Genomic DNA, 25,256 nt, shown 5'->3' on the forward strand with positions numbered 1-25,256 from the left:
CTATTTGGTGCCGTAGATCCGGTCGCCGGCATCGCCCAGGCCCGGGCGGATATAGCCGTGTTCGTCGAGCTGGCGGTCGATGGCGCAGGTGAAGACCGGCACATCAGGATGATTGTCCTGCATCACCCGCAGGCCTTCCGGCACGGTGAGCAGGCAGACGAACTTGATCTGGCTGGCGCCGGCCTCTTTCAGGCGGGTGACAGCGGCGGCAGCCGAATGACCCGTTGCCAGCATCGGATCAACCACGATCACCAGGCGCTCGCGCACGTCTTCCGGCAGCTTCAGGTAATACTCCACCGGCACCAGGGTCTCCGGGTCGCGGTAGAGGCCGACATGGCCGACGCGGGCCGACGGCACCAGATCCAGCATGCCGTCGAGGATGCCGTTACCAGCGCGCAGGATCGGCACAAAGCACAGCTTCTTGCCCGAGAGCAGCGGCGCCTTCATATGCTCCAGCGGCGTCTCGATATCGACCTTCTCCATGGGCAGGTCGCGGGTGACCTCGTAGCAGAGCAGCAGGCTCAGCTCGCGCACCAGGCGGCGGAACTCGGCCGTCGAGACCTCCTTGCGGCGCAGGAGCGTGAGCTTGTGCTGCACCAGCGGATGCTGGACGACCGTGGCATTGGGAAACGCATTCATCGTCTACTCTCCCCCGAAAAATGAAATCCTAGAAAACCGTGCCGTCGCTGGCCACTGTCAGCGGCGGGCCGCCATCGGGTCGCTTCTCCCTGGCGATCTTGCGCCCGGCCGCCCAGGTGCCGCCTTCCAGGATGCGGGCCAGCGGCATCTCGGCCGCCGTCTTGCCCAGACGGGCGCGCACCGGATCGGCGATCTGGTCGAGCAGCGCCAGCGTCAGCGCGCGCCATTCCACCACTGCCTCGTCCTCGACCGGGATCGGATATTTCTTCAGCGCGTCGTGGCGCACGCTGAGCACGCCCAGATCGATGAACAGGCCACCGTTGCGGTATTCCGGCAGGCCGGTGAGATCGTCCAGCCCGCTGACCACGATGCCGGCATCCTCGAAGATTTCCACCAGCGAGTAGGTCAGCCATTGCGACAGCTTGTGGAACGGGATCAGGCCGGAGGTGAGATCGCCGCTCATCAGGCCGCGATGACGCCAGACATCGCCCAGATTGGCGCCGTCGATGGTCATGCGCGAGGGCCAGATCGGGCCCAGGCCTTCCAGCACGGCGGCCAGGATGGCGGCCGCCGGCAGCTTGCCGTCCGTCACCGCACGGCTCTTGAGATAATCGTAGAGCCCGCCGATGCGGGCCTGCGGTCCGAACAGGTCGGGCCGGCTTTTCAGCGCCTGGCCGAGATTGCGCATCAGCGCCGCGCGGCCTTCCACGCCGACCAGCGGGTTGGCATCCGAGACCTGGAAGGCATGGGCGATGGCATTCGGGGCCAAGGGCGAAAGCCCGGCAGCATCGGCGCGCAACGGCTGCGCCTTGTCGCCGGAGAACAGTCCGGCGCGGAAGGCATGCAGGCTGGCCACTGCCAGGCCTTCGGAGCGCGCGACCTTGCCATGGCCGGTCTCGTCATAGGACCAGCCCGGCCCGGCGCCGGCATCGAGCAGCACGCTGGTGACGCAGAGATCGAAACGGATGCGGGCGATCTCGTCGGTATCGGCGCCCTTCAACGTCGCCTCCAGATCACGCCAGCGATTGACGCCCCCGGCGGCGAAATGCCGCCAGCGCGCATGATAGGGAATGGCCAGCGTCGGATAATTCTCGCGGATCACCTGCGCCACGTAATCGGCGGCGGGCTCCAGCTTATCCAGATGCAGGCTGAAATTCGGCAGGGCCTCGCGTTCGGCCAGGTTGAACAGGGCATGGCAGCGTTCACGGATCGCCTTCGGCGTCCGCAGCCAGGCCACCGCCTGTGCCGGATCGTTCAGGTTACTCACCAGGTTTACTCCTCGAGACCGCGGCCTTTGGCCTTTTTCAGTTCGTCTTCGTCCGGCACCTTGTCGGTGAAATAGCCGGCCGCCTTCTTGGCATCCATCTCGACCCGGGCATCGGCGGGAATCAGCTCGTCCGGGATCGGCACGCGCTCCACCACCTGGATGCCGCTGGCGACAATGGGGTCGTATTTCATGTTGCTCATCGACACCAGGCGATCGATGCGGCTGATGCCGAGCCAATGGAGCACGTCCGGCATCAGCTCCTGGAAGCGCATGTCCTGCACCCCGGCGACGCATTCGGTGCGCTGGAAATAGGTCTCGGCGCGGTCGCCTGATTCCTGGCGCTTGCGCGCGTTGTAGACCAGGAACTTGGTGACTTCGCCCAGCGCGCGGCCTTCCTTGCGGTTATAGACGATGATGCCGACGCCGCCCTGCTGGGCCTCTTCGATGCAGACTTCGATGCCATGCGCGAGGTAGGGCCTGCAGGTGCAGATATCCGAGCCGAAGACATCCGAGCCGTTGCATTCGTCATGGATGCGGCAGGCGATCTTGGTGGCCGGCTTGCCCAGCTTCGACACATCGCCGAACAGGTAGATGGTCATGCCGCCGATGGGCGGCAGGAAGACCTTGAGATCGGAACGCGTCACCAGCTCGGGGAACATGCCGCCGGTCTGCTCGAACAGACCTCGGCGCAATTCGGTTTCGCTGATGTTGAAGCGCTTGGCCACGCCGGGCAGATACCAGACCGGCTCGACCGCCACCTTGGTCACCTTCACATCGCCGTTGCTGGCGAGGATATGACCGTCAGGCTTGATGCGGCCGGCGCGCACGGCATCGTGCAGCTCGGGCATGTTGATATGCGCCTTGGTCACTGCGATGGTCGGGCGGATATCCCAGCCGGCCTTGATCTGCTCGGCAAAGACCTGGCTGGTGATATGGCCCCAGGGATCGAGCGAGACGATCTTTTCCGGATCGGCCCATTGCGGGAACGGGCCAAGCGGCTCGGCCGGCGCGGTGTTGGTGAGATCGGGCTTGTGCTCGGCCTTGAGCTGGCCCGATGCCACGGCCAGCGCACGATAGAGCGAATAGGCGCCCGAATGGGTGCCCACAGCATTCTTGCCCCCCGGATTCTTCAAGGTCGCCACGATGGGCCCGCGCTGCTGCGGATCGGCGGCGCCCCATTCCACCGACAGCGGCTTGCTGCCGGCCGAGCTGTTGGGATGCGAGGTCAGCACGATGGATTTCGGTGCCGGCTTCTTCTCGTTGGGGATATTCGGAATCTCGGTGGTGCTCATGGTCTGTACCCGAAGGTGGATGGCCCGGTTTTGCGCAAGGGTGCGGCGAGGTTGGCGAATTCACAGAGCAGCGGCCGCGTGTCGCGCGGATCGATGATCTCTTCCACCAGGAAGGCCTCCGCCGTGCGGAACGGCGAACGCACCTGATTGAGGCGCTCTTCGATGTCTTTCAGCAGTGCGGCCGGATCCTCGGCCTTTTCCAGGTCGGCGCGATAGGCCGCCTCGATGCCGCCCTCCAGCGGCAGGCTGCCCCAGTCGCCGGACGGCCAGGCATAACGGTAGCGCAGGCGCGTGTGATTGGAATGGCCGGCGCCGGCAACACCGAAGGCCTTGCGCAGGATGATCGAGCACCAGGGCACGCTGGCCTGATAGACAGCGGCGAGCGCGCGGGCGCCATGGCGGATGGTGCCGCTCTGCTCGGCTTCCGGGCCGATCAGGAAGCCCGGGATATCGACGAAATGCACCACCGGCAGATGGAAGGTCTCGGCCAGGTCGACGAAGCGCGTGATCTTGTGGGCGGCGTCGGCAGTCCAGCCGCCGCCGTAATGGTAGGGATCGCTGGCCAGGATGGCGACCGGCCAGCCGTCCAGCCGCGCCAGACCCGTCACCACCGAGCGGCCGTACATGCGGCCCATCTCGAAGAAGCTGCCGTCGTCGACGACGGAGTCGAGGATCTCGCGGATCTTGTAGACGCGGCGGCGGTCGCGCGGGATCGTCGCAATCAGTTTCTCTTCACGACGATTGATGTCGTCGGTCGGCGTTACGCGCGCCGGCAGCTCATGGACCGACGGCGGCAGGTAGGACAGGAAGCGCCGCGCCGCCTCGAAGGCTTCGGCTTCGGTCGCAACGGCCAGATCGACCGCACCGGCGCGGGTGTGGATGTCGACGCCGCCGAGTTCTTCCTTGGTCATGATCACGCCGGTGCGCGCCACAACAGGGGGCCCGGCGATGAACATCTGCGAGATGCCCTCGACCATCACCGAGAAATGGCTGCTGACGGCACGGGCGGCACCCAGGCCGGCGACCGAACCCAGCGCCAGGGCGACCACCGGCACGGTCGAGAGATTGGCGACCAGATGTTCCCAGCCCGGCATCAGCGGCACGTAGGTGCGGCCTTCCATCTCCAGCGACTTGACCGAACCGCCGCCGCCGGTGCCATCCACCAGGCGCACCATCGGGATGCGCAGCTCCAGCGCCATCTGCTCGGCATGCACCTGCTTCTGCCAGATCGAGGCATCGGCCGCGCCACCGCGCACGGTGAAGTCGTCGCCGCCGACCACGACGGGACGGCTGTCGATCCTGCCGCGCCCGAAGACGAAATTGGTCGGGCTGAACTCCTGGAGCTGGCCGGTGGCGTCATAGCGCGCGCGGCCGGCAATGGCGCCAACCTCATGGAAGGAACCGGGGTCGAGCAGCTGGTCGATGCGCTCGCGCACCGTCAGCTTGCCACCGTCATGCTGGCGCTTGATCTTGTCGGCCCCGCCCATCTGGCGGGCCATCTCTTCGCGTCGCCGTAGCTCGGCGATCTCGGCTTCCCAGCTCATAAATTCAGGCCTCTTGGCACTGGAAAGCGATGGAGTGTAACGCCGCTCGCAGAGGGGCACAACGGCTTTGGGAGGGCCATAACCCCTTCCACGAAACCGTCATTTCCGGCCTGCCCCGGCGGAAACGGGACAACCGGCCGATCATGGCGGAGAATAACCGCCTGGCCTGTCACAGCGGCCGGACCTGCCCCGTCTATGGGAGTGAAGCGTGCATGGTGCACGCCACGGAGAAACGACAATGACACCCCGCCTGAACGCCCCCTTCAAATCCATCCCCGAAGGCCTCAAGGCCATGATGGCCCTGGAGGCCAGCTTCAACAGCAGCAGCCTGGAACAGGGCCTGCGCGAACTGGTGAAGCTGCGCGCCTCGCAGATCAACGGCTGCGCCTTCTGCATCCACATGCACGCCACCGATGCCCGCAAGCATGGCGAGACCGAGATGCGGCTCTATATGCTGAACGCCTGGCGGGAATCGCCGCTGTACAACGACCGCGAACGGGCGGCGCTGGCCTGGACGGAATCCCTCACCCGGGTGGCCGAGACCGGCGCGCCGGATTCAGATTACGCTCTGGTCAAGGCCGCCTTCACCGAAGCCGAACAGGTGCAGCTCACGCTGCTGATCGGCGCGATCAATGTGTGGAACCGGCTGCAGGTCGGTTTCCGCGCCGCGCATCCGGTGGAGAAGGCGTAAAGCCTAAACTCGGGCAATCGTGGCCAGGGCGGTGCCGACGATCTTCTCGACACCGTCCGCCACGATGAAAACATCGGCGCGCGTCACCGCCTGGCGCTTGCCGGCCTTCACCACCGTGCCGATGGCGGTGAGCTTGTCGCCCAGCGCCGGCGCCAGCAGGTTGAGCTTGTATTCCGACGTCACCACATCGCCAACCACCGAGGCGGCGGCCCAGGCGCAGACCGTATCGGCCATGTAGCCGATGATGGCGCCATGGACGAAGCCATGATGCTGCTTCATCTCCTTGCGCACATCGACCTCCACCTTGACCCGGCCGGGCTCCAGCTCCAGCACGCGGGTGCCGACCCAGCTGGTGAAGGTGCTAATGGCAATCACATGCTCCAGTCGCTCGCGCGTCAGCAGCAGCTTCGGGGTGTCGTCTTCGCTCATCTGAAACTCCGGTGCAGCAGTTTGCCGATGCGGCGCAGCGGTTCGGCGGAATGCTGGGTACGCGCCAGCACGATGGCGCCTTCCAGCGAAGCCACGGCCCAGAGCGCCAGGTCGCTGGCCTCTTTCGCCGGCTTGCCGTCGCGGCGCAACTGGTCGGCGAGCAGGTCGGCCCAGGCCTGGTAACCGGTCTGGCAGGCCAGCCGCAGCGGCTCGACAAAGGCCCCGGTCTCGACCGCGACGATGGTGAGCGGCGAGCCGTCCTTGAAGCCGGACTCTTCCATCCAGCCGGCAATCTTGACGCTGAGCGCCAGGATCGCGGCGGCGGCCGAACCGGCCTGTTCGATCTCGGCCGTCAGGGTGGCGAGGAAGCAGTCGGAGGCCCAGGTGACGGCGGCGGCGGCAAGCTGTTCCTTGCCTGCGGGGAAGTAATGGTAGAGCGACCCCTTCGGAGCACCGCTTTTCTCGACGATCTCGTTCAGCCCCACCCCGGCATAGCCGCGCCGCGACATCAGCTTCGCCGTCATCACGACAAAGCGGTCGCGGGTGGTGGCGGGGCGCTTGCGGGCCAGGGTAGCGGCTTTGGACATGCTACAATTATATAGACTGGTCTAGTTATAACAAGAACAAAAAAGAAAGGGGGCCGAAGCCCCCTCTCCGTCAAGGCAGATGTCAGAAACTGCCGGGATAATTGCCACCGTCGAGCAGCACATTCTGGCCGGTCATGTAGGCCGCCGGCACCGAGCAGAGGAAGGCGCAGACCTGGCCGAATTCCTCCGCCGTGCCGAAGCGGCCGGCCGGTACGGTGGTGGCCTGCTTGGCGATCTCGGCGTCCAGCGCCTCGCCCTGCAGCGCGCCGCCCTTGTTCATGGTCACGCGCAGGCGGTCGGTCAGGAAGCGGCCAGGCAGCAGGTTGTTGATGGTGATGCCGTCCTTCGCCACCTGGCGCGACAAGCCGGCAATGAAGCCATGCAGGCCCGAGCGCGCGCCGTTGGAGAGGCCGAGGATCGGGATCGGCGCCTTCACCGAACTGGAGGTGATGTTGACGATGCGGCCGAACTGGCGCGCCGCCATCTTGTCGATCACCGCCTTGGCCAGCAGGATCGGGGTAATCATGTTGGCATCTAGCGCCTTGATCCAGTGCTCGCGGTCCCAGTCGCGGAAATCGCCCGGCGGCGGCCCGCCGGCATTGTTGACCAGGATGTCGATCTCGCCGGCTGTGGCCAGCGCCTGCTCGCGGCCTTCAACCGTGGTGATGTCGCCGGCCACCGTCTTCACGCTGACATCCGGCGCGGCCTCGCGGATTTTCTTCGCGGCCGCTTCCAGGGTCTCGGCGCCACGGGCGGTGATGGTGACATGCACGCCCTCCTTGGCCAGCGCCAGCGCCGAACCGAAGCCCAGCCCCTTGCTGGCAGCGCAGACCAGCGCGTTACGCCCCTTGATACCGAAATCCATGCGATACTCCTGTTCGCTTGCTCAATCAAAAAGAAGAAAAGGCTACTGCGCGGTGAGGCCGCCGTCGACCATCAGTTCCGAACCGGTAACGAAGCTCGCCTCATCGCTGGCAAGATACAGGATGGCATGCGCCACCTCTTCCACCGTGCCCATGCGGCCGACCGGCTGCAGGCGTTCGAGGAAGCGGCGCGCCTTCACCGGATCCTCGGCCTGGGCGATATGCGCCTCCACCAGCGCGGTGGCGACATAGGCTGGGTGCACGGAATTGACGCGGATATTCCAGCGGCCATGGGCCGCCTCCATCGCCAGCGCCTTGGTGAACAGTGTCACCGCGCCCTTCGAGGCGCAGTAGGCGGTCATGTCCGGCGCGCCGGTCTTGCCGGCCACCGATGCGACATTGACGATCGAGCCGCCGCCACTTTTGTCGCGCATCAGCGGCACGGCATGCTTGCATCCGAGAAACACGCCATCGGAATTCACCGCCTGCACCAGGCGCCATTCCGCCAGCGTCATCTCCGTCACCTTGCGGAACAGGCCGATCCCGGCATTGTTGACCAGGATATCCAGCCGGCCTTCCTGCACTGCCACATCGGCAATCGCCGTCTGCCACTGGTCTTCCTGCGTGACATCGAGGCTGCGGAAGCGCGCAGCAGGGCCCAGTGCAGCTGCTGCTGCTGCACCTTCGGCGTTACGGTCGGTGAGGATGACGCGCGCGCCTTCGGCAACAAACAGTTCAGCCGTCGCCAGACCGAAACCGGATGCCGCGCCGGTGATCAGCGCCACCTTGTTCGCCAGACGCGGCATCAGGCGACGCCCCAGTCTTTCAGCGCCGTCTCCCCACCCTCGCCGCGCGACGGCGGCTTGGCGCGGATGGCGCCCGGCGTGCGCGAGAAGCGCGGCGCCGGCGCCGGCTGCACCACGTCATCGGGCGACACGAAGGTCTGGCGCGCCGCCATATGGGCATGACGCGGCGCTTCCTCCAGACTCAGCACCGGGGCGAAGCAGATATCGCTGCCCTCCATCAGCGCGCACCATTCGTCCCGCGTTTTGGTGCGGAAGGTGGCGGCGAAGGCGGCGCGTAAAGACGGCCAGCGTTTGCGGTCATGCTGTTTCGGCAGCGTCGCCGGATCGAGCCCCAGCACCTTGACCAGATCTGCATAGAACTTGCCCTCGATGGAGCCGATGGCGACAAAGCCGCCGTCGCGGCATTCGTAGGTGTCGTACCAGGGCGCGCCGGTATCCAGCATGTTGGCGCCGCGCACATCGCTCCACAGCCCGCCGCCCTTCATGCCGAAAAACATGGTCATCAGCGAGGCCGCGCCATCCACCATGGCGGCATCCACCACCTGGCCTTTGCCGGACTGCTGGCGCTCGAACAGCGCCGCGAGCACGCCCATGGCCAGATAGAGCGAACCGCCGCCGAAATCGCCGACCAGATTGAGCGGCGGCACCGGCTTGCCATCCTTATGCCCGATGGCATGGAGGGCGCCGGTGAGCGCGATGTAGTTGATGTCATGGCCGGCGGCCATGGCCAGCGGCCCATCCTGGCCCCAGCCGGTCATGCGGCCATAGACCAGCTTCGGGTTGCGCTGCTGCGCCACATCGGGTCCGAGCCCGAGGCGTTCCATCACGCCGGGGCGAAAACCCTCGATCACCACATCGGCCTTGCCGAAGAGGTCGAGCACCAGCGCGATGGCTTTCGGGTCTTTCAGGTCGAGGGCCAGCGAGCGTTTGCCACGGCCGAGCAGTTCGTATTTCGGTTCGATCGGCAGGCCGAGATCGACATCGCCGGTGCGGTCGATGCGCAGCACATCGGCGCCCAGATCGGCCAGCAGCATGCCGCAGAACGGCACCGGCCCGATCGCCGGCATCTCGATCACCTTCAGACCCGAGAGAGGACCGCCGCTCATGCCTTGCTCCTCGGCTTCCATTCGATGGTGGGCAGGCCGGCTTTTTTCCAGGCGCTGAAGCCGCCATCGATATGCGCGATCTTCTGCAACCCCATATCCTTCGCCGTCTTGGTCGCCAGCGCCGAACGCAGGCCGCCGGCGCAGAAGAAGATGAAGCGCTTGTCTTCTGCGAAGACCGGCTTGTGATACGGGCTTTCCGGATCGATCCAGAATTCCAGCATGCCGCGCGTGGCATGCAGCGCATCGGGAATGGCGCCATCGCGCTCCAGCTCGCGCGGATCGCGGATATCGACAAAGACGACATCGGGCCTGGTCCGCTCGGCCGCCGCCTGTTCCGGCGTCAGCGTGACGATCTCGGCCAGTGCTTCATCGAGCATGGCCTTGTAGCCTTTGGGCATGGCTTCCTCCGTATACGTGGAGGCAACTATAAGTCAGCCGTCGGAACGAGGCCATGCCCACTGCAGCCAGCCCGGACGCAACCGGGGCAGGCTTGGCCACAACACCGGCTGCCAGTCCCAGCCGGCCGCCACCACCGCATCGCGCACGGCCAGCAGCAGCGGATCGTTGTCGTCGAGCAGCAGGCCGTTGTTGCGCCAGCGCTCGGGCGGCGACGGCGCCTCGCCCAGGCGTTCGGGCGGCGGGCTACGGCCGACCAGCGGCAACACCTTGACGACGCTGCGTTCGAGATCGATGACGAGATCGACGCCGGTGATCCAGTCGCGTCCGGCCAGCAGGCCAAGATCCTGCTGCCGCAGGTCGTCGCTGCGGCCGGCAATCGTCAGGCCGTCCGGTTTGCGGATCGTGCTGAGACGCAGGCTGCGGTTATCCAGCCCGATCAGGCGCAGACGCAGTTCGCTGGCCGGCACCGGCGCGCCCTCGCCGACGCGCAGCGCGCTGTGCTCCAGCCACTGACCGGCCACCAGCACATGCAGCAAAATCCATAAACCCGCCAGCGCGCTATGACCGCCGCGGCTGTGCAGCATGCGCAGCGGTCCGGGAAAGCGGCGGGCACGCAGGGCCGGGATCGCCTGACGCCGCCGCGCCAGCGCCGGACTGTCGGGGCCATAGAAGGCAAACAGCGTATCGCCGATCACCAGCCACTGGCCCTTGGCATAGCCGCGTTTCTTCTCGCCGGCGCCGCCGGTCTGGAACGAGACGCCGGCATCGGCATATTCCACCCCGGCGGCGGCAAAGCTGGCGAAGCGCTGCTCGGCCGCAGACTGGGCTGCCGTCTCGGTGCGGAACCGCGCGGCGATACAGGCGGTGCCGTCATGGAAGCGCGCCAGTTCGGCCGCCTGCGCCTCAGGGAACAGCGGCCGCAGATCGCGGTATTCGCCGGCATGGCGGCCGAACACCGCCCAGGAATTCATGAAGCCGCCATAGCGGGTGGCCAGTGCGATGGTATCGATGCGCAGGCGGCGCGCCGCCCAGCGGTCAAACAGGGCATAACCGGCCGCCGGCAGGCCGATGCCGCTGAGCAGAATCAGCAGCAGGGCCAGCCAGGGTCCGTTGGCCGCCCAGTCCACAGTCGCCATATTGGCCGACAGCTGCTCAATCATGCGTTCTGTTTGCCTGAAAACCCGAATTGTAACAAGGGGATACCTTATGACGCGGTTGTTAACGGAATCTTTGCCGCGCGCCGGCTAAAGGAAACACTGCTCTTATCAGGTTCAGCGCATGCCTCCTGTCACGCCCTTCCCGCCCGCCGCCACTGCCGACAGCTATCGCATCGGCGGCCATAAGGTGAGCTACGAGCTGCTCAACACCATGAAGCAGGCCAGCAGCCGCACCGGCGTCGACTTCGCCTATCTGGTGGCGCAGGCCGGACAGGAAAGCGGCTTCAAGGCCGATGCCCAGGCCAAGACCAGTTCGGCGCGCGGCCTGTTCCAGTTCATCGAAAGCACCTGGCTGGAAACCGTGCGCGACCACGGCGCCAAGCACGGCCTCGCCAGCGAGGCACAGCAGATTTCTACCGGCAGCGATGGTCGCCCGCGTGTCAGCGATGCCGAGGCCCGCCGCGACATCCTGTCTTTACGTGACGATCCGCGCGTCGCCTCGGTGATGGCGGCGGAATATGCCCGCAGCAACCAGCAGATCCTGTCGCGCGAATTCGGCGTCGACGTGAAGAAGGTCGACCTTTATCTCGGCCATTTCCTCGGCGCGAGCGGCGCCACCAAATTCCTGTCGGGCCTGAAAGACAATCCGGCACAGAGCGGCGCCGCCCTGCTGCCGGAAGCCGCGTCTGCCAACCAGGGGGTGTTCTACACGCCCGATGGCAAGGCGCGCTCGCTGGGCGATATCTATGCCTTCTTCACCCGCAAGCTGGAAAACAATGCCACCGGCCTGGAGACCGTGCCGCTGGACAGCGCCGAGACCGTGGCGCGTAGCGGCAAGGGCGGCTCGGCCGTGCAGACCCATCTGGACGAACAGCGCCGCATCGTCGATCACGGCGTGAAGATGATGGCGATGGAACTGCTGCACAAGATCATGAGCGGCAAGACCCGCCTGACCAGCGGCAGCAAAACCGATACCGACATCTAGCGCTTGAAACGCAAACAGCCCCGGTCTGCACCGGGGCTGCCGCAAACGACTATCCTTCGGAAATTCAGACCACGCGCGCGATCACCGGCTTGCCGGCGAAATGCGCCGCAAGATTCTTCAGCACCAGATCGCCCATGGCCTGGCGCGTCTGATGCGTGGCCGAGCCGATATGCGGGGCCAGCGCCACGTTATCCAGCTTCCACAGGGCCGACGGCACATTCGGCTCGTCGACAAAGACATCGAGGCCGGCGCCCGCCAGCTTGCCGTCGACCAGCGCTTTCACCAGCGCCGGCTCGTCCACCACGCTGCCACGCGCGATATTGACGACATAGCTTTTCGGTCCCAGCGCATCGATCACCGCCTGGTTCACGATGCCATGGGTTTCCTTGCCGCCCGGGCAGGCGATCATCAGGATATCGACCTCCTTCGCCATGGCGACGAGGTTGTCGTAATACTTGTACGCAATATCGGCCTTCTTGCGCGGGCCGAAATAGGCGATCTCGACGCCGAAAGCCTCGGCGCGCCTTGCAATCGCCTGGCCGATCCGGCCCAGCCCCAGAACGCCCATCACCTTGCCGCCCAGCTTCTCGGTGAGCGGGAATTTGTCGGTCGGCCATTTGCCCTGGCGCACGAACTGATCGGCCTGCGGGATACGGCGCATCATCGCCAGCGTCAGCGACATCGCGGTATCGGCCACGCATTCGGTCAGCACATCAGGCGTGTTGGCGACGATGATACCGCGCTCTTTCGCGGCGCCGATATCGATCGGATCATAGCCGACGCCGAAACTGGAAATCACTTCAACCTTGGGCAGGGCTTCCATCAGTGCCCGGTTCACGCCCGAGCTTGCCGAGGTGACGATGCCGCGCACAGTGGGCGCCACCTGCTTGAGCAGCGCGTCACGATCCTTGGCTTCCCACAGCTTGTGCACGACATAGTCGCGATCCAGCACCTGCTGCACGGCCGGCATCATGGCGATGGTCTGGACGATTTCGACGGCCATATGGCCCCTCCCTCATACTGATATATGAGTGAAGCCTAACGAAGCCCGCGGGGCGTATTCAAGGCGCAGCGGCGATTATTCCGCCGGCCCGGCGCTCAGGGCTTGCCGCCGAACAGGCGCACGAGATCGAAATGCCGGCTGACACCCAGCTTCCGGTAGAGGTTCCGCCGATGCACCTTGATGGTGTTTATGCTGTTTCCCAGCATATCGGCGATCCGCTTCGGCGGCACGCCGGCGGCCAGATGGGTGGCGACGCGGATTTCGGCGCGGCTGAGACCGAACTGCTCGGCCATGGTCTCGTCCACCGTTGTCACCGTTGCCGGCGGCCCGACAATCTGCACCGCCAGATCGACTTCATCGCCAGCGAAGAGGAATTTGCGCAGCGCCAGCGGCATGACATGCACCCGCCAGGCCTGCGCGCCGGACGGGCGGCGCACCGCCAGCGATACAGCAGGCTCCATCTCGCCCGCTGCAACCGATTGCAGCAAACGGTGAATGGCCTGCTGCAGCAGGCCGTCATCCTCGGGCAGCGCTGCCCGCAGCAGACTGTCCGTCAGGCTCAGGCCATCCGCATCGCCCAGCAGGGCCTCGGCCTGCGCATTCATCACCTGCACCTTGCCGCGGCGATCCAGCAGCACCAGACCGTCGCCGCGCTGGTCCGCGGACATGCGGATGACATCGATGTGGCGGTCACGCGCGATCATGCGGTTGCGAATGCGCAGCATGGTACGGAAATGCGGCACCAGGTCTTCCAGGCCGGCGACCGCATCGGTGTCGAACTCGCCATGGCTGCCACCGCGATTGAGCACGAAATAATTATGCCGCCCCTCGCCCTCGCCGAAGATGCCAGTGACCAGGTATTCATGGCCGTCCGGCTTGAGGAATTCATTGATGAAGGCGTCACGCGCGCGCCGCTCGGGATCGACGATTTGGCTCGAGGTCATGACGCGGCCGTAATTCTGCTTCTGCAGCATCACCGGACGGAAGGGGCTGAGCGCCGCGTAATAGCCGGGCACCGTGCTGGCGCCCTGCTGCGGATCGACGGCGCTGGAAATGCGGAGGTGATCGTGGCGGGAGTGGCCGTCCATGGTCGCGACCGTGGCCAGGCTGGCGTCATAGGCCAGCGCCAGCTCGCTGAGAAACGGTTTCAGCGCGCCGTCGTCGACGACGGTCATGTACAGCTTCTCAAGCAGGGCTGAAGAATTCCGGGCGGTCAGATGCGGCATGACATCCCCCTGGGCTCGCGCGCGGCTAACCCATAGGGGCGGAGGCGTTTCCGATCAAGGCCGTTTTTGCGAGAGACTCGCCGAAACACCGCATGAAATCTGCGTGAACAGCAGACTCTTGTATGCAATGCACGCAAACTAATCCCGCAGGATTAGCGCCGCATGCTGACGGTCTCTCTATCTGGAATATTTCCAAAAAAGAGAGACGGACCCTCAGGCGGCCCGGCTGGCCGCCGTCGTGGTCGCCTGCTGGTCCGGCAGGGGCTTGCGCAGTGGCGCCAGGTTTTTCAGGAACTGGTCGGTGCAGGCATCCCAGGAATACTGCAGCGCCAGCGCGCGGCAGGCCTCGGGCGACTTGCCCAGCGCCCCCTTGATTGCCACGGCCAGATCCTCGTCGAGGCAGCCGACCTCCGGATGCGGACCGACAATGTCGATCGGCCCGGTGACCGGATAGGCCGCCACCGGCACACCCGATGCCATGGCCTCCAGCAGCACCAGACCGAAGGTGTCGGTCAGGCTGGGGAAGACGAAGACATCGGCGGCCGAGAAATAGCTGGCCAGATGGCCGTTCTCCAGATAACCGGCGAAGACCGCTTCCGGATACTTGGCGCGATAGCCTTCCAGGTCGGGGCCGATGCCGACCACCAGCTTGGTGCCGTCGAGCTTCAGTTTCAGGAAGGCTTCGATATTCTTGTCGACCACGACGCGGCCGGCATAGAGATAGATCGGTCGGGGCAGATCGAGGATGTCCTTCGGCCGCGGCTTGAAGCGTTCGACATCCACGCCGCGCGACCAGGTGCGCAGGTTCTTGAAGCCATGCTCGGTCAGGCTCTGGGCCAGACTGTCGGTCGCCACCATCACGCCGGCGCCGCCATTATGGAACCAGCGCATGAAGGCATAGCTCCAGCTGAGCGGCAGGCCGCTGCGCTCATGGACGTATTCGGGGAATTTGGTGTGATAGGCGGTGGTGAAGATCAGGTCGTTGCGCTTGCAGTATTTGCGCGCCGCCATGCCCAGCGGACCCTCGGTGGCGATATGGATGGCGTCCGGGGCAAAGGCCTCGATCAGCCGCACCAGCTTGCGGTATGGCAGGATCGCCAGCTCGATCTCCGGGTAGGTCGGGCACGGGATGCGGCGGAATTGCTCCGGCCCGATCACCTCGACCAGATAGCCGCGCTTTTCCAGGATCTCACGGGTCTTGGTCAGCGTGCGCACCACGCCATTGACCTGGGGGTGCCATGCATCGGAAACGATCAGAATGCGCATTGCGTGATCTCTCTCCCTAAACCGGCCCTTCCGGCCGAATCACCGGTTCCCTATTCCATCGCGATTCGATGACAGGGCGATGAAAACCTGGGGATAAGTCGGAGACAGTCGTGACAGGTCGATGACAATCCACAGTCCGGGACAGCTTGCCCCGGGATTGCCGCTGCGGGGACGGATTGTCATAATCCGGTCACTGACTCCGGGGGACTTCCATCATGCGCCTTGCCGCCATTCTGGCCTTTTCCGTGCTTGCCCTTGCCCTGCCCGCCCAGAACATCGCCTGGGGCCAGGACAAGGTGGTCAACGTCTATAACTGGTCGGATTATGTCGATCCGCAGGTGCTGAAGGATTTCGAGGCCGAAACCGGCATCAAGGTCCGTTACGACGTCTATGACAGCAACGACACGCTGGAGAGCAAGCTGCTGGCCGGCAAGACCGGCTATGACATCGTGGTGCCGACGCAATACTACATGGCGCGCCAGGTGCAGGCGAAGCTGCTGCGCCCGCTCGACAAGGCGAAGATCCCGAACCTGAAAAACCTCGATCCCGCCCTGATGGAGCGGCTGGCGAAATTCGATCCCGGCAACGCACACGCTGCCATCTATCTCTGGGGCACCAGCGGCATCGGGCTGAACCCTGACAAGATCAAGCAGCGCCTGCCCAATCCGCCAGCCTATTCGCTGAAGATGCTGTTCGATCCGGAGATCGTGTCGAAATTCGCCGATTGCGGCGTGATGGTGCTGGATGCGCCGGACGAGCTGATGACCGCCGCGCTGAAATATCTCGGCCTCGATCCCAATGCGAAAGACGCCGCCAGCCTCGCCAAGGCCGAAGCGGCGCTGCTGAAGGTCCGGCCTTTCATCCGCAAGTTCCACTCCTCGCAATACATCAACGACCTCGCCAACGGCGATGCCTGCCTGGTCTACGGATTCTCCGGCGACATCCTGCAGGCGCGGACACGCGCGGAAGAAGCCAAGAAGGGTGTGAAGGTCCAGTACCTGTTGCCGCGCGAAGGTGCGCAGCAGTGGTTCGACGTGATGGTGATTCCGGCCGACGCGCCCAATCCCGATAACGCCCATGCCTTCATCAACTACATCCTGCAGCCCAAGGTGATCGCCAAGATCACCAATGCGGTGCAGTATCCCAATGCCGTGCCGGACTCGCTGTCGCTGGTCGACAAGGAAGCCATGGCCGACAAGGATGTCTTCCCGCCGGCCGATGTCATCAAGTCGCTTTATACCGTGCAGCCCTTCAACCAGGCCGAACAGCGCCTGCTGACCCGCAGCTGGACCCGCATCAAGGGCGGCAACTGACCGCATGAGTCTGTTGCAGGTCGAGGGCGTCAGTAAATCCTATGGCGGCGAAACGGCAGTCGATGCCCTCGACCTGAGCGTTGCGCCGGGAGAGTCCCTGGTGCTGCTTGGCCCCAGCGGCTGTGGCAAGTCGACCCTGCTGCGCATGATCGCCGGACTGGAAGTGCCCGATGCCGGCCGCATCCTGCTGGATGGCGCCGACATCACGGCGCTGCCGCCGCACAGGCGGCCGGTGAACATGATGTTCCAGTCCTATGCGCTGTTTCCGCATCTGAGCGTCGCCGACAATGTCGCCTTCGGCCTGCGCCGCGACGGCCTGCCGAAGTCCGAGATCGAAACCCGCGTCAGCGAGGCCATGGCGATGCTCGAAATCGCCGGCTTTGCGAAACGCAAGCCGCATCAGCTGTCCGGTGGCCAGCAGCAGCGCGTGGCCCTGGCGCGCGCGCTGGTGAAGCGGCCGCGCCTGCTGCTGCTGGATGAACCGCTCGGCGCACTGGACAAGCGCCTGCGCCAGCAGACCCAGGCCGAGCTGCGCAAGCTGAACCGCCAGACCGGCATCGCCTTCGTCTTCGTCACCCATGACAATGACGAAGCCATGGCGCTGGCCGACCGTATCGCCGTGATGGATCATGGCCGCATCCGTCAGATCGACCAGCCGCGCACCATCTACGACCGCCCGGTGGACCGCTTCGTCGCCAGCCTGATGGCCGAGACCAACCTGTTCGAGGCCGAGATCGTCTCGGCCGACGGCGCGGCGAAGAGCGGCAGCCTCGACCTGCGCTTCCGCCCCGAAGGCCGCACCGGCGGCCGGCAGCTGCTGGCGCTGCGCCTGGAGCAGATCGAGATTGCCCGCGAAGCATTGCCCGCCGGGCCGAATACCGCGACCGGCACGATCACCGATATCGACTATATCGGCGACATGACCACGGTGGACGTGACGCTGGCCGATGGTCGGATCATCAAGGCTTCGCAGCTCAATGCCATTCACGAGCCGTTGCTGGAACTGGACCAGAGCGTGTGGCTGAGCTGGGATGCCGATGCGTTGATCCCGTTGCGGGACAGTCTGTGAGCCGGCGCCGCCTCGCCCTGCTTGCCCTGCCCGGCCTGTGGCTGCTGGCGCTGGTCGCCATCCCGCTGCTGCTGGTACTGAAGATCAGCTTCGCCGAGCCTCTGCTGGCCCAGCCGCCCTATACGCCGCTGATCGAGGATGGCGTCTGGAACGCACAATTGGGCAATTACGCCCTGATCTTCGAGGATGCACTTTATCTGCGCGCCTTCGGCAACAGCCTTCTCTATGCCGGCCTGTCGACCGTCTTCTGCCTGGTGCTGGGCCTGGGCATCGCCCGTGCCGTCGATCGCGCGGCAGAGCGCTGGCAGCCGCTGCTGCTCACCCTCATCGTGCTGCCCTTCTGGACCTCGCTGCTGATCCGCGTCTATGCTTGGATCGCGCTGCTGAAACCTGAAGGCCTGATCAATGCCGCCCTGCTCTGGCTCGGGCTGATCGACCAGCCGCTGGTGATGATCAATACCGGCTTCGGCATCATCATCGGCATGACCTACAGCTACCTGCCCTTTGCCATCCTGCCGATCTATGCCAGCCTGCATGGTCAGCCGCGCCAGCTGGCCGAAGCCGCCATCGATCTCGGCGCTTCGCCCCTGAAGGCCTTCTGGCTGGTCACCGTGCCGCTGGCCCGCCCCGGCCTGATCGCGGCCGGGCTGCTTGTCTTCATTCCCACCATGGGCGAGTTCGTCATCCCCGACCTGTTGGGCGGATCGGGCACCATCATGCTGGGCCAGACCATCTGGACCGAATTCTTCTCCAACCGCGACTGGACCATGGCCTCGGCGATCGCCGTGCTGCTCACCGCCCTGCTGCTGGCGCCAGCCCTGTGGCTGCAGAAGGTGGAACTCGCCGACGACAAGGGGGCGGCACACTGATGCAGCGCTTTGGCGGCATCCATCTCACGGCGCTCGGCCTCGGCCTGGCTTTCCTCTACCTGCCGATCCTGCTGGTGGTGATCTTTTCCTTCAACGCCTCGCGGCTGGTCACGGTCTGGGGCGGCTGGTCGCTGCACTGGTACGAGACGCTGTTTTCCAATCCCGCCTATCTGGACGCGGCGCTGTTCAGCTTGCGCATCGGCGCGCTGTCGGCCACGCTCGCCACCATCATTGGCACGGCCGGCGCGCTGGCGCTGACCCGGCTCGGCCGCTTTCCCGGCCGCGGTCTGTTTGGCGCCATGATGCTGGCGCCGATGGTGCTGCCGGAGGTCATCCTCGGCGTCAGCCTGTTGCTGCTGTTCGTGGCGCTGGATGTCGAGCGCGGCCTGCTCACTGTCACCATCGCTCATGCCACCTTCGGCGCCGCCTTCGTGCTGGTGATCGTGCAGTCGCGGCTGGTGACGCTGAATCCCGATCTGGAAGCGGCCGCCCGCGATCTCGGCGCCGGTCCCGTGCAGGCTTTCCTGCTGGTCACCGTGCCCGGCATCGCGCCGGCCCTGGCCGCTGGCTGGCTGCTGGCGTTCACGCTGTCGGTCGACGATGTGGTGATCACCTCTTTCGTGAACGGGCCGGGGGCCACGACGCTGCCGATCAAAGTCTACAGCGCCGTGCGTTTAGGCATCTCGCCCGAGATCAACGCGATCTCCACCATCATGATCGCGGTCGTCACGCTGCTGGTGATCGGCGCCAGCCTGCTGCACAAGCGCAGCCTGGCTAAAGGCTGAAGCCTTTCAGCACCAGATCGAGGCGCCGCCAGAATTCGCCCTCATCGCCGGGCAGGCCAAACCGCACCCAGTGCGCCTGGTAGTCGAACAGGCGCACATGGATGCCCTGTCCCTGCAGGGCCACGGCAAAGGCGGCGGCATCCTGCAGCTTGGCCAGGCGATAGAGGGAAATGCCGCCCAGCACATGAATGCCGCGGTCGCGCATGCCCTGGTCGAAGCGGCGGCTGCGCGCCCGCAATTCGTCGCGCATCGCGGCTTGCCATTGCGTATCGCGGAGCGCCGCAGCGCCGATTTCCAGGGCCGGCCCGCTGACCGCCCAGGGACCGATGGCGGCATCGAGTACGGCCAGCACCTCGGGATCGCCCAGTACGAAACCCAGCCTGAGTCCGGCCAGGCCGAAGAATTTGCCGAACGAGCGCAGGATCAGCAGGTTCGGGATGCCGGCCAGTGGCGCCAGCGAGAGCTCCGGCACCACATCGGCAAAGGCTTCATCCACGATCAGCCAGCCGCCGCGCGCGCTCAGTTCGGTATGCCAGCGCTGCAGCATCTGCGCGCCGATGGCGCGACCGTCGGGATTGTTCGGGTTCACCACGACGAGAATATCGGTGCCGCTCAGCGTACCGGGGATGCCGTCGATCTCGGTGACCGCATGGCCGTTCTGCTGCCAGGCATGGGCATGTTCGCCATAAGTCGGCCCCAGCACGCTGACCCGCGCCGGCGCGAACAGCCGCGGCAGCCACTGGATTGCCGCCTGGGTGCCGGGCACGGCGACGATGCCCGCGCGTTCGGTATCGCAGCCATAGGCCTGTCGTGCCGCCTCCAGCAGATCGGCCAGCGCCGCGCGGGCCGGCAGCCGCGTCCAGGCGTCGGGGGACAGCGCCGGCAGGGGATACGGCACCGGATTGATGCCGGTGCTGAGATCGAGCCAGTCGCCGGCAAAGGCATCCGGCGCGGCGCGCAGCGCACTGAGGTCGCCGCCATGAACAGGCCCGGAAACGACAGGCGCGGCAGGTTGACGGCTCGGCGGGACCTCGCCCATGGTGACCTCATCTGAAACGCCTGATCTCATCAACGAAGGGCGATTGTACGGTGCAGCCTGCAGCAATCAACCTCTGGCTCCTGGTCGTTGCGCTCGGTCTGGAAGCCCTGATCGGCTGGCCGGCCGCGGTCCATCGCGTCATCGGCCATCCGGTCAGCTGGATCGGCGGCCTGATCGGCCTGCTGGAGCGCAACCTGAACAGTCCGCTGCGCAGCGATGGCTGGCGGCGGCTGGCCGGTGCTGCCGCCCTGCTTCTGGTCCTGCTGGCGACCGCCGTAATTGCCATGGCAGTCAGCGCCGCCCTGCGCAGCCTGCCCTGGGGCTGGCTGCTGGAAGCCGCGCTCTGCGCCAGCCTGCTGGCGGCGCGCAACCTGCACGACCATGTGGCCGCCGTGCGACGCGGCCTGGAGCTCGATGGCCTTGCCGGCGGCCGCAAGGCCGTGGCGATGATCGTCGGCCGCGACCCCGACAGCTTGGACGAACACGGCGTCAGTCGCGCCGCGCTGGAAAGCCTGGCCGAGAATTTTTCCGATGGCGTGGTGGCGCCGGCCTTCTGGCTGCTGGTCGGCGGCCTGCCCGGCATCGCGCTCTACAAGGCGCTCAACACCGCCGACAGCATGATCGGCCACAAGAGCGAGCGATACCGCGCCTTCGGCTGGGCGGCGGCACGGCTGGACGATCTGGTCAACCTGCCCGCCTCGCGGCTCAGCGCCCTGCTGCTGATTGTCGCTGCCGCGCTGCTGCCGACCGCCAGCGCCGCCGCGGCCTTCAAAGCCGTGGAACGCGATGCGGGCCGGCACCGCTCGCCCAATGCGGGATGGCCGGAAGCCGCCATGGCCGGCGCACTCGGCCTGAAACTGGCCGGGCCGCGCCGCTATGGCGAAACCTGGGTCGAGGATCACTGGATGGGTGATGGCCGCGCCGAAGCCGTGGCCGGCGATATCCGCCGTGGCCTGCATCTGTATCGCATCGCCGTGGCGTTGCTGTTCGGCGCAGCCCTGGTCAGCGCGCTGCTTTGATCAGCGCATCCATGTCGAGATGCCGCTCGACAGCTTCGGCCAGCGCATCCAGCGCCGCATCCACGCCGGCCTCGTAATCGCCCGTCGCCACAGAGCGCCCGGTAAGCTGCGACAGATAGGCGGCACGGAAGGCATCGCTGCCGAACAGGCCATGCAGGTAACAGCCGGCGATGCGGCCATCCAGCGCGGCGGCGCCGTCATGACGGCCCTGCAGGCGCAGCAACGGCCGTGCGGTGTCCGGACCCGCTGTATTGCCCACATGCATCTCGTAACCCTGCACGGCTTCGCCGGTGAAGCGTTCGAAGCCGCGGGTCTCGATCAGGGTCTTGGCATCGGTCAGCACGGTATCGACCTGCAGCAGGCCGAGGCCCTCGATCGCTTCCGGCGCACCCTCGATGCCGGATGGATCGCTGATGCTGCGGCCCAGCATCTGGTAGCCGCCGCAGATGCCCAGCACGCGGCCGCCGCGCCGCAGATGCGCGGTCAGATCGCCATCCCAGCCCTGCGCGCGCAGGTCTTTCAGATCGGCGATGGTGGCCTTCGAGCCGGGCAGGATGACCAGCGCCGCATCGGCCGGCAGCGGCTGGCCCGGCGGCACGAAGACGAGGCGCACGCCCGGCTCCTGCCGCAGCGGATCGAAGTCGTCGAAATTGGCGATATGCTTCAGCCGCGGCACGGCGATCACGGTATCCCCGGCGCCGGCCTCGGCGTTATCCAGCCCCAGCGCGTCCTCCGCCGGCAGGCGGCTGACTTCGGGCAGATGCGGCAGCACGCCGAAACTGCGCCAGCCCGTACGCTGCGTGATGACCTGCAGGCCCTCGTCGAACAGGCTGGCATCGCCGCGGAACTTGTTGATGACATAGCCGGCAACCAGCGCCTTCTCTTCCGGCTCCAGCAGCGCGGCCGTGCCGACCAGCGAGGCGATCACGCCGCCGCGGTCGATATCGCCCACCAGCACCACGGGCACACCGGCTCGCGTGGCGAATCCCATATTGGCGATATCGTTGGCGCGCAGGTTGACTTCCGCCGGTGAGCCGGCGCCTTCGACGATGACGAAATCGGCCTCGGCCTGCAGCCGGCCAAAACTTTCGGCGACGAAGGGCCAGAGTTCGGCCTTGCGGCCCAGATATCCACGCGCATCGCTCTGGCCGTAGATTTTACCCTGCACGACGATCTGGCTGGTGCGGTCGCCCTGGGGTTTGAGCAGCACGGGATTCATATGCACGCTGGTCGGCACGTTCGCGGCGCGCGCCTGCAGCGCCTGCGCCCGGCCGATCTCGCCGCCATCGGCGGTGACGGCGGCATTGTTCGACATGTTCTGCGGCTTGAACGGCAGCACGCGATGGCCGCGCCGGACCAGCGCCCGGATCACGCCGGCGCAGAGCACCGACTTGCCCACATCGGAGCCGGTGCCCTGGAACATGAGCGCGCGTGCCGTCATTTCAGGACCAGCGGCAGGCCGGCGGCGGTGAAGATCACATGATCCGCCGCCGCAGCGATGGCCTGGTTGAGCCGGCCCTGATGGTCGCGGAAGTCACGTGCGAGTTTATTCTCCGGCACGATGCCGAGGCCGACCTCGTTGGAGACCAGCAGCACCGGACAGCGCGCCACCTTCAGTGCCCCGATCAGCCGCTCGGTCTCGGCCGCTATATCGCGGTCGGCATGCATCAGGTTGGACAGCCACAGGGTCAGGCAGTCGACCAGCACGGCGCCGGCATCGGCGGGAATAGTGATGTCCAGCGGCGCTTCCACGGTCTGCCAGCGCGGCCCGCGCCGCGCGACGTGTTCGGCGATGCGCTGGCGCATCTCGTCATCCCAGGCTTCGGCCGTGGCGATATAGACCAGAGGGCCCTGGCGTTCGGCGGCCAGTTGCTCGGCCAGCCGCGACTTGCCCGAGCGCGCGCCGCCGAGGATCAGGGTGATCTTCGCATCGGTGCGCGGCCCGGCCGTCATCTCAGGCTTTCACCTTCTCGCGCATGGTGACAAATTCTTCCGCCGCCGTCGGGTGGATGCCGATGGTGGCGTCGAAATCGGCCTTGGTCGCCTTCGCCTTGATGGCAATGGCAATGCCCTGCAGGATCTCGCCGGCGCTCTCGCCCACCATATGGGCACCGATCACGCGGTCGGATTTCGCATCCACCACCAGCTTCATCATCACGCGCTCCTGGCCACCCGAGACGGTGGCGCGCAGCGGCTTGAAACTGGTGCGGTAGATATCGACGTCGCCATACTGCTTGCGGGCGTCGGCCTCGCTCAAACCGACCGTGCCCACCGGCGGCTGGCTGAACACGGCGGCCGGCACATCGGCATGATCGGGCGAACGCGGCTTGTTGCCGAACACCGTATCGGCGAAGCAGTGGCCTTCGCGGATCGCCACCGGCGTGAGGTTGATGCGGTTGGTGACGTCACCCACGGCATAGATATTCTCCACGCTGGTGCGCGAATATTCGTTCACCACCACGGCGCCATCGGCATCGGTCTTCACGCCGATGGCCTCCAGGCCGAGGCCGTCGGTATTGGGCTTGCGGCCGGTGGCGGCCATCACGGCATCGACCTCCAGCGTGCTGCCATCGGTCAGATGCACCAGCAGGGCGGCGCCTGCCTTCTCAACCTTCGTCACATCGGTTTTCAGCTTCAGGTCGATACCGCTCTTGACCAGCTCGCCGGCCAGATGGTTGCGGATATCGTCGTCGAAGCCGCGCAGAATCTGGTCGCCGCGATAGAGCACGGTGACGGCCGAGCCAAAGCCGTTGAAGATGCCGGCGAATTCCAGCGCGATATAGCCGCCGCCGACCACCGCGATGCGCTTCGGCTGGTCTTTCAGATGGAAGGCCTCGTTGGAGCTGATCATCAGCTCGGCGCCCGGGATCGCCGGCCTGACCGGATGGCCGCCGGTGGCGATCAGAATCTTGTCGGCCGTCACTGTCTTGTCGCCGATCACCACGGTATGGGCGTCTTTGAGCGTGGCGCGGCCGTCGAAGGTTTTTGCGCCGGCATTCTCGAACAGCTTGCGGTAGATACCTTCGAGCCGGGCGATTTCCTTGTCCTTGTTGGTGATCATGGTCGCCCAGTCGAAGCTCGGCTCCGGCACCGTCCAGCCGAAGCCGGCGGCATCCGCGAAGGCATGGGCATATTCCGAACCGTAGACCAGCAGCTTCTTCGGCACGCAGCCGCGGATCACGCAGGTGCCGCCATAGCGGTATTCCTCGGCCACGCCGACACGCGCGCCATAGCCGCCGGAGATACGGCCGGCGCGCACACCGCCGGAACCGCCGCCGATCACAAAGAGGTCGAAATCATACTGGGTCATGCGGGTCCGGTCCTTCGGCAGCGTATTCGGCAGGCAGTTCATGCCCACGGCCGACGCTGGAGATCAGGGTGCGGACCTCAGGATAGCGGTGAGCCACCGCAATGTGGTGCAGGCGGAGCGCTTCGACAAGCGTGCCGCCCAGCCCCAGCAGGCGGTCGGCATGACCGATCATCACCGTATTGGGCCAGGCCTTGGGACGGATATCGCCCAGGGCGGCAAAGATATCGGCCGCGCGGCCCGGATTGCGCTGGGCCATCAGGGCGACGGCCGAAGCGGTCGAACGCGAGACGCCGGCATAGCAATGCACCAGCAGATGTTTCACCGGCTGCGCCGCCAGCTTCTCGCCCACCTTCAGGATGGCGGCCACGTCATGCTCGGTCGGCAGGGTGCGGCCGGCCGCCTCGGTGACGATATCGTAGAAGCGGAATTCATCGCGCAGCGCCTGCGGGTGATGCACATAGCCGTCCGGCTGCGGCGTGCCGGGATCGAGGATACCGAGGATATGCGTCACGTTGCCGGCAAACTGTTCCAGCTCGGCAACGCCGCAGATGCTCAGGTCGTAGGGCAGCAGGCCCCGGTCGCGGACACTCAT

At 65.8% G+C, this 25,256-nt stretch carries 26 protein-coding genes; 7 read left to right on the forward strand and 19 right to left on the reverse strand.

All coding sequences use genetic code 11. The features are described from left to right. From upp to AC1ROB_RS14195, 4 genes are read right to left on the reverse strand one after another with little or no spacing between them, the layout of a single operon-like run. Nucleotides 1-639 carry a uracil phosphoribosyltransferase gene (gene upp / locus AC1ROB_RS14180; protein ID WP_492970492.1) on the reverse strand — a complete coding sequence of 213 codons (639 nt, stop codon included), beginning with the start codon at nucleotides 637-639 and terminating at the stop codon, nucleotides 1-3. A gap of 28 nt (nucleotides 640-667) precedes the next feature. Next, nucleotides 668-1,906, reverse strand: coding sequence for a URC4/urg3 family protein (locus AC1ROB_RS14185; protein WP_492970491.1), 1,239 nt, complete (start codon nucleotides 1,904-1,906; stop codon nucleotides 668-670). A gap of 5 nt (nucleotides 1,907-1,911) precedes the next feature. Further along, nucleotides 1,912-3,198: a GTP cyclohydrolase II gene (locus AC1ROB_RS14190; RefSeq protein ID WP_492970490.1), complete on the reverse strand. Its 1,287-nt coding sequence runs from the start codon at nucleotides 3,196-3,198 to the stop codon at nucleotides 1,912-1,914. Next, nucleotides 3,195-4,742 carry an acyl-CoA carboxylase subunit beta gene (locus AC1ROB_RS14195; protein ID WP_492970489.1) on the reverse strand — a complete coding sequence of 516 codons (1,548 nt, stop codon included), beginning with the start codon at nucleotides 4,740-4,742 and terminating at the stop codon, nucleotides 3,195-3,197. The genes AC1ROB_RS14190 and AC1ROB_RS14195 overlap by 4 nt, the downstream gene beginning before the upstream one ends. Nucleotides 4,743-4,980: 238 nt before the next feature. On the opposite strand from AC1ROB_RS14195, the gene AC1ROB_RS14200 reads away from it, so the two are divergent. Beyond that, nucleotides 4,981-5,433 carry a carboxymuconolactone decarboxylase family protein gene (locus AC1ROB_RS14200; RefSeq protein WP_492970488.1) on the forward strand — a complete coding sequence of 151 codons (453 nt, stop codon included), beginning with the start codon at nucleotides 4,981-4,983 and terminating at the stop codon, nucleotides 5,431-5,433. A gap of 3 nt (nucleotides 5,434-5,436) precedes the next feature. Here the strand turns inward: AC1ROB_RS14200 and AC1ROB_RS14205 are convergent, their stop codons facing one another. From AC1ROB_RS14205 to AC1ROB_RS14235, 7 genes are all read right to left on the reverse strand, one after another. Continuing rightward, nucleotides 5,437-5,862: a PaaI family thioesterase gene (locus AC1ROB_RS14205; protein WP_492970487.1), complete on the reverse strand. Its 426-nt coding sequence runs from the start codon at nucleotides 5,860-5,862 to the stop codon at nucleotides 5,437-5,439. Then, nucleotides 5,859-6,449 carry a TetR/AcrR family transcriptional regulator gene (locus tag AC1ROB_RS14210; protein ID WP_492970486.1) on the reverse strand — a complete coding sequence of 197 codons (591 nt, stop codon included), beginning with the start codon at nucleotides 6,447-6,449 and terminating at the stop codon, nucleotides 5,859-5,861. The genes AC1ROB_RS14205 and AC1ROB_RS14210 overlap by 4 nt, the downstream gene beginning before the upstream one ends. A gap of 82 nt (nucleotides 6,450-6,531) precedes the next feature. After that, entirely contained in the window at nucleotides 6,532-7,314 is a 783-nt protein-coding gene (locus tag AC1ROB_RS14215) for an SDR family oxidoreductase (RefSeq protein WP_492970485.1), read from the reverse strand. Nucleotides 7,315-7,356: 42 nt separating this feature from the next. Then, nucleotides 7,357-8,118 carry an SDR family NAD(P)-dependent oxidoreductase gene (locus tag AC1ROB_RS14220; protein ID WP_492970484.1) on the reverse strand — a complete coding sequence of 254 codons (762 nt, stop codon included), beginning with the start codon at nucleotides 8,116-8,118 and terminating at the stop codon, nucleotides 7,357-7,359. Beyond that, entirely contained in the window at nucleotides 8,118-9,224 is a 1,107-nt protein-coding gene (locus tag AC1ROB_RS14225) for a CaiB/BaiF CoA transferase family protein (protein ID WP_492970483.1), read from the reverse strand. Before AC1ROB_RS14225 ends, AC1ROB_RS14220 begins: the two co-directional genes overlap by 1 nt. Then, nucleotides 9,221-9,622 carry a rhodanese-like domain-containing protein gene (locus AC1ROB_RS14230; RefSeq protein WP_492970482.1) on the reverse strand — a complete coding sequence of 134 codons (402 nt, stop codon included), beginning with the start codon at nucleotides 9,620-9,622 and terminating at the stop codon, nucleotides 9,221-9,223. Before AC1ROB_RS14230 ends, AC1ROB_RS14225 begins: the two co-directional genes overlap by 4 nt. Nucleotides 9,623-9,655: 33 nt before the next feature. Further along, nucleotides 9,656-10,783, reverse strand: coding sequence for a hypothetical protein (locus AC1ROB_RS14235; RefSeq protein ID WP_492970481.1), 1,128 nt, complete (start codon nucleotides 10,781-10,783; stop codon nucleotides 9,656-9,658). Between the two features lie 118 nt (nucleotides 10,784-10,901). Here AC1ROB_RS14235 and AC1ROB_RS14240 point away from each other — a divergent pair, with 118 nt between their 5' ends. Beyond that, nucleotides 10,902-11,765, forward strand: coding sequence for a transglycosylase SLT domain-containing protein (locus AC1ROB_RS14240; RefSeq protein WP_492970480.1), 864 nt, complete (start codon nucleotides 10,902-10,904; stop codon nucleotides 11,763-11,765). Between the two features lie 64 nt (nucleotides 11,766-11,829). Here the strand turns inward: AC1ROB_RS14240 and AC1ROB_RS14245 are convergent, their stop codons facing one another. The 3 genes from AC1ROB_RS14245 to AC1ROB_RS14255 all read right to left on the reverse strand — a co-directional run bounded on the left by AC1ROB_RS14245 (nucleotide 11,830) and on the right by AC1ROB_RS14255 (nucleotide 15,260). After that, on the reverse strand, nucleotides 11,830-12,768 hold the full coding sequence (locus tag AC1ROB_RS14245; RefSeq protein ID WP_492970479.1) for a 2-hydroxyacid dehydrogenase: 939 nt from the start codon (nucleotides 12,766-12,768) through the stop codon (nucleotides 11,830-11,832). Between the two features lie 95 nt (nucleotides 12,769-12,863). Beyond that, entirely contained in the window at nucleotides 12,864-13,994 is a 1,131-nt protein-coding gene (locus AC1ROB_RS14250; RefSeq protein ID WP_492970478.1) for a helix-turn-helix transcriptional regulator, read from the reverse strand. A gap of 213 nt (nucleotides 13,995-14,207) precedes the next feature. Continuing rightward, a complete protein-coding gene (locus AC1ROB_RS14255) occupies nucleotides 14,208-15,260 on the reverse strand; it encodes a glycosyltransferase family 4 protein (protein ID WP_492970477.1) in 1,053 nt (350 codons plus the stop codon). A gap of 215 nt (nucleotides 15,261-15,475) precedes the next feature. Between AC1ROB_RS14255 and AC1ROB_RS14260 the strand changes: the two genes are divergently transcribed. Genes AC1ROB_RS14260 through AC1ROB_RS14275 form a run of 4 tightly spaced genes read left to right on the forward strand, consistent with a single transcriptional unit; the run spans nucleotide 15,476 to nucleotide 19,296 of the window. Beyond that, complete coding sequence (locus AC1ROB_RS14260) at nucleotides 15,476-16,573, forward strand: polyamine ABC transporter substrate-binding protein (RefSeq protein WP_492970476.1); 1,098 nt, start codon at nucleotides 15,476-15,478, stop codon at nucleotides 16,571-16,573. Between the two features lie 4 nt (nucleotides 16,574-16,577). Next, nucleotides 16,578-17,642, forward strand: a complete 1,065-nt coding sequence (locus tag AC1ROB_RS14265; protein WP_492970475.1) for an ABC transporter ATP-binding protein — start codon at nucleotides 16,578-16,580, stop codon at nucleotides 17,640-17,642. Next, nucleotides 17,639-18,511, forward strand: a complete 873-nt coding sequence (locus AC1ROB_RS14270) for an ABC transporter permease (RefSeq protein WP_492970474.1) — start codon at nucleotides 17,639-17,641, stop codon at nucleotides 18,509-18,511. Before AC1ROB_RS14265 ends, AC1ROB_RS14270 begins: the two co-directional genes overlap by 4 nt. After that, nucleotides 18,511-19,296 carry an ABC transporter permease gene (locus tag AC1ROB_RS14275; protein ID WP_492970473.1) on the forward strand — a complete coding sequence of 262 codons (786 nt, stop codon included), beginning with the start codon at nucleotides 18,511-18,513 and terminating at the stop codon, nucleotides 19,294-19,296. Before AC1ROB_RS14270 ends, AC1ROB_RS14275 begins: the two co-directional genes overlap by 1 nt. Here the strand turns inward: AC1ROB_RS14275 and cobD are convergent. Then, nucleotides 19,286-20,335: a threonine-phosphate decarboxylase CobD gene (gene cobD, locus AC1ROB_RS14280; protein ID WP_492970472.1), complete on the reverse strand. Its 1,050-nt coding sequence runs from the start codon at nucleotides 20,333-20,335 to the stop codon at nucleotides 19,286-19,288. The two genes, AC1ROB_RS14275 and cobD, sit on opposite strands and share 11 nt — an antisense overlap. A 50-nt stretch (nucleotides 20,336-20,385) precedes the next feature. Between cobD and cbiB the strand changes: the two genes are divergently transcribed. Next, a complete protein-coding gene (gene cbiB, locus AC1ROB_RS14285) occupies nucleotides 20,386-21,354 on the forward strand; it encodes an adenosylcobinamide-phosphate synthase CbiB (protein WP_492970471.1) in 969 nt (322 codons plus the stop codon). Here the strand turns inward: cbiB and AC1ROB_RS14290 are convergent. Genes AC1ROB_RS14290 through AC1ROB_RS14305 form a run of 4 tightly spaced genes read right to left on the reverse strand, consistent with a single transcriptional unit; the run spans nucleotide 21,338 to nucleotide 25,256 of the window. Then, on the reverse strand, nucleotides 21,338-22,795 hold the full coding sequence (locus tag AC1ROB_RS14290; protein ID WP_492970470.1) for a cobyric acid synthase: 1,458 nt from the start codon (nucleotides 22,793-22,795) through the stop codon (nucleotides 21,338-21,340). The genes cbiB and AC1ROB_RS14290 overlap by 17 nt on opposite strands. After that, on the reverse strand, nucleotides 22,792-23,307 hold the full coding sequence (cobU, locus tag AC1ROB_RS14295; protein ID WP_492970469.1) for a bifunctional adenosylcobinamide kinase/adenosylcobinamide-phosphate guanylyltransferase: 516 nt from the start codon (nucleotides 23,305-23,307) through the stop codon (nucleotides 22,792-22,794). Before cobU ends, AC1ROB_RS14290 begins: the two co-directional genes overlap by 4 nt. A 1-nt stretch (nucleotide 23,308) precedes the next feature. Further along, nucleotides 23,309-24,664: a glutathione-disulfide reductase gene (gene gor, locus AC1ROB_RS14300; protein ID WP_492970468.1), complete on the reverse strand. Its 1,356-nt coding sequence runs from the start codon at nucleotides 24,662-24,664 to the stop codon at nucleotides 23,309-23,311. Then, nucleotides 24,651-25,256, reverse strand: coding sequence for a tyrosine phosphatase family protein (locus AC1ROB_RS14305; protein ID WP_492970467.1), 606 nt, complete (start codon nucleotides 25,254-25,256; stop codon nucleotides 24,651-24,653). The genes gor and AC1ROB_RS14305 overlap by 14 nt, the downstream gene beginning before the upstream one ends.

Source organism: Ferrovibrio sp. GW821-FHT12F09 (assembly GCF_058806775.1).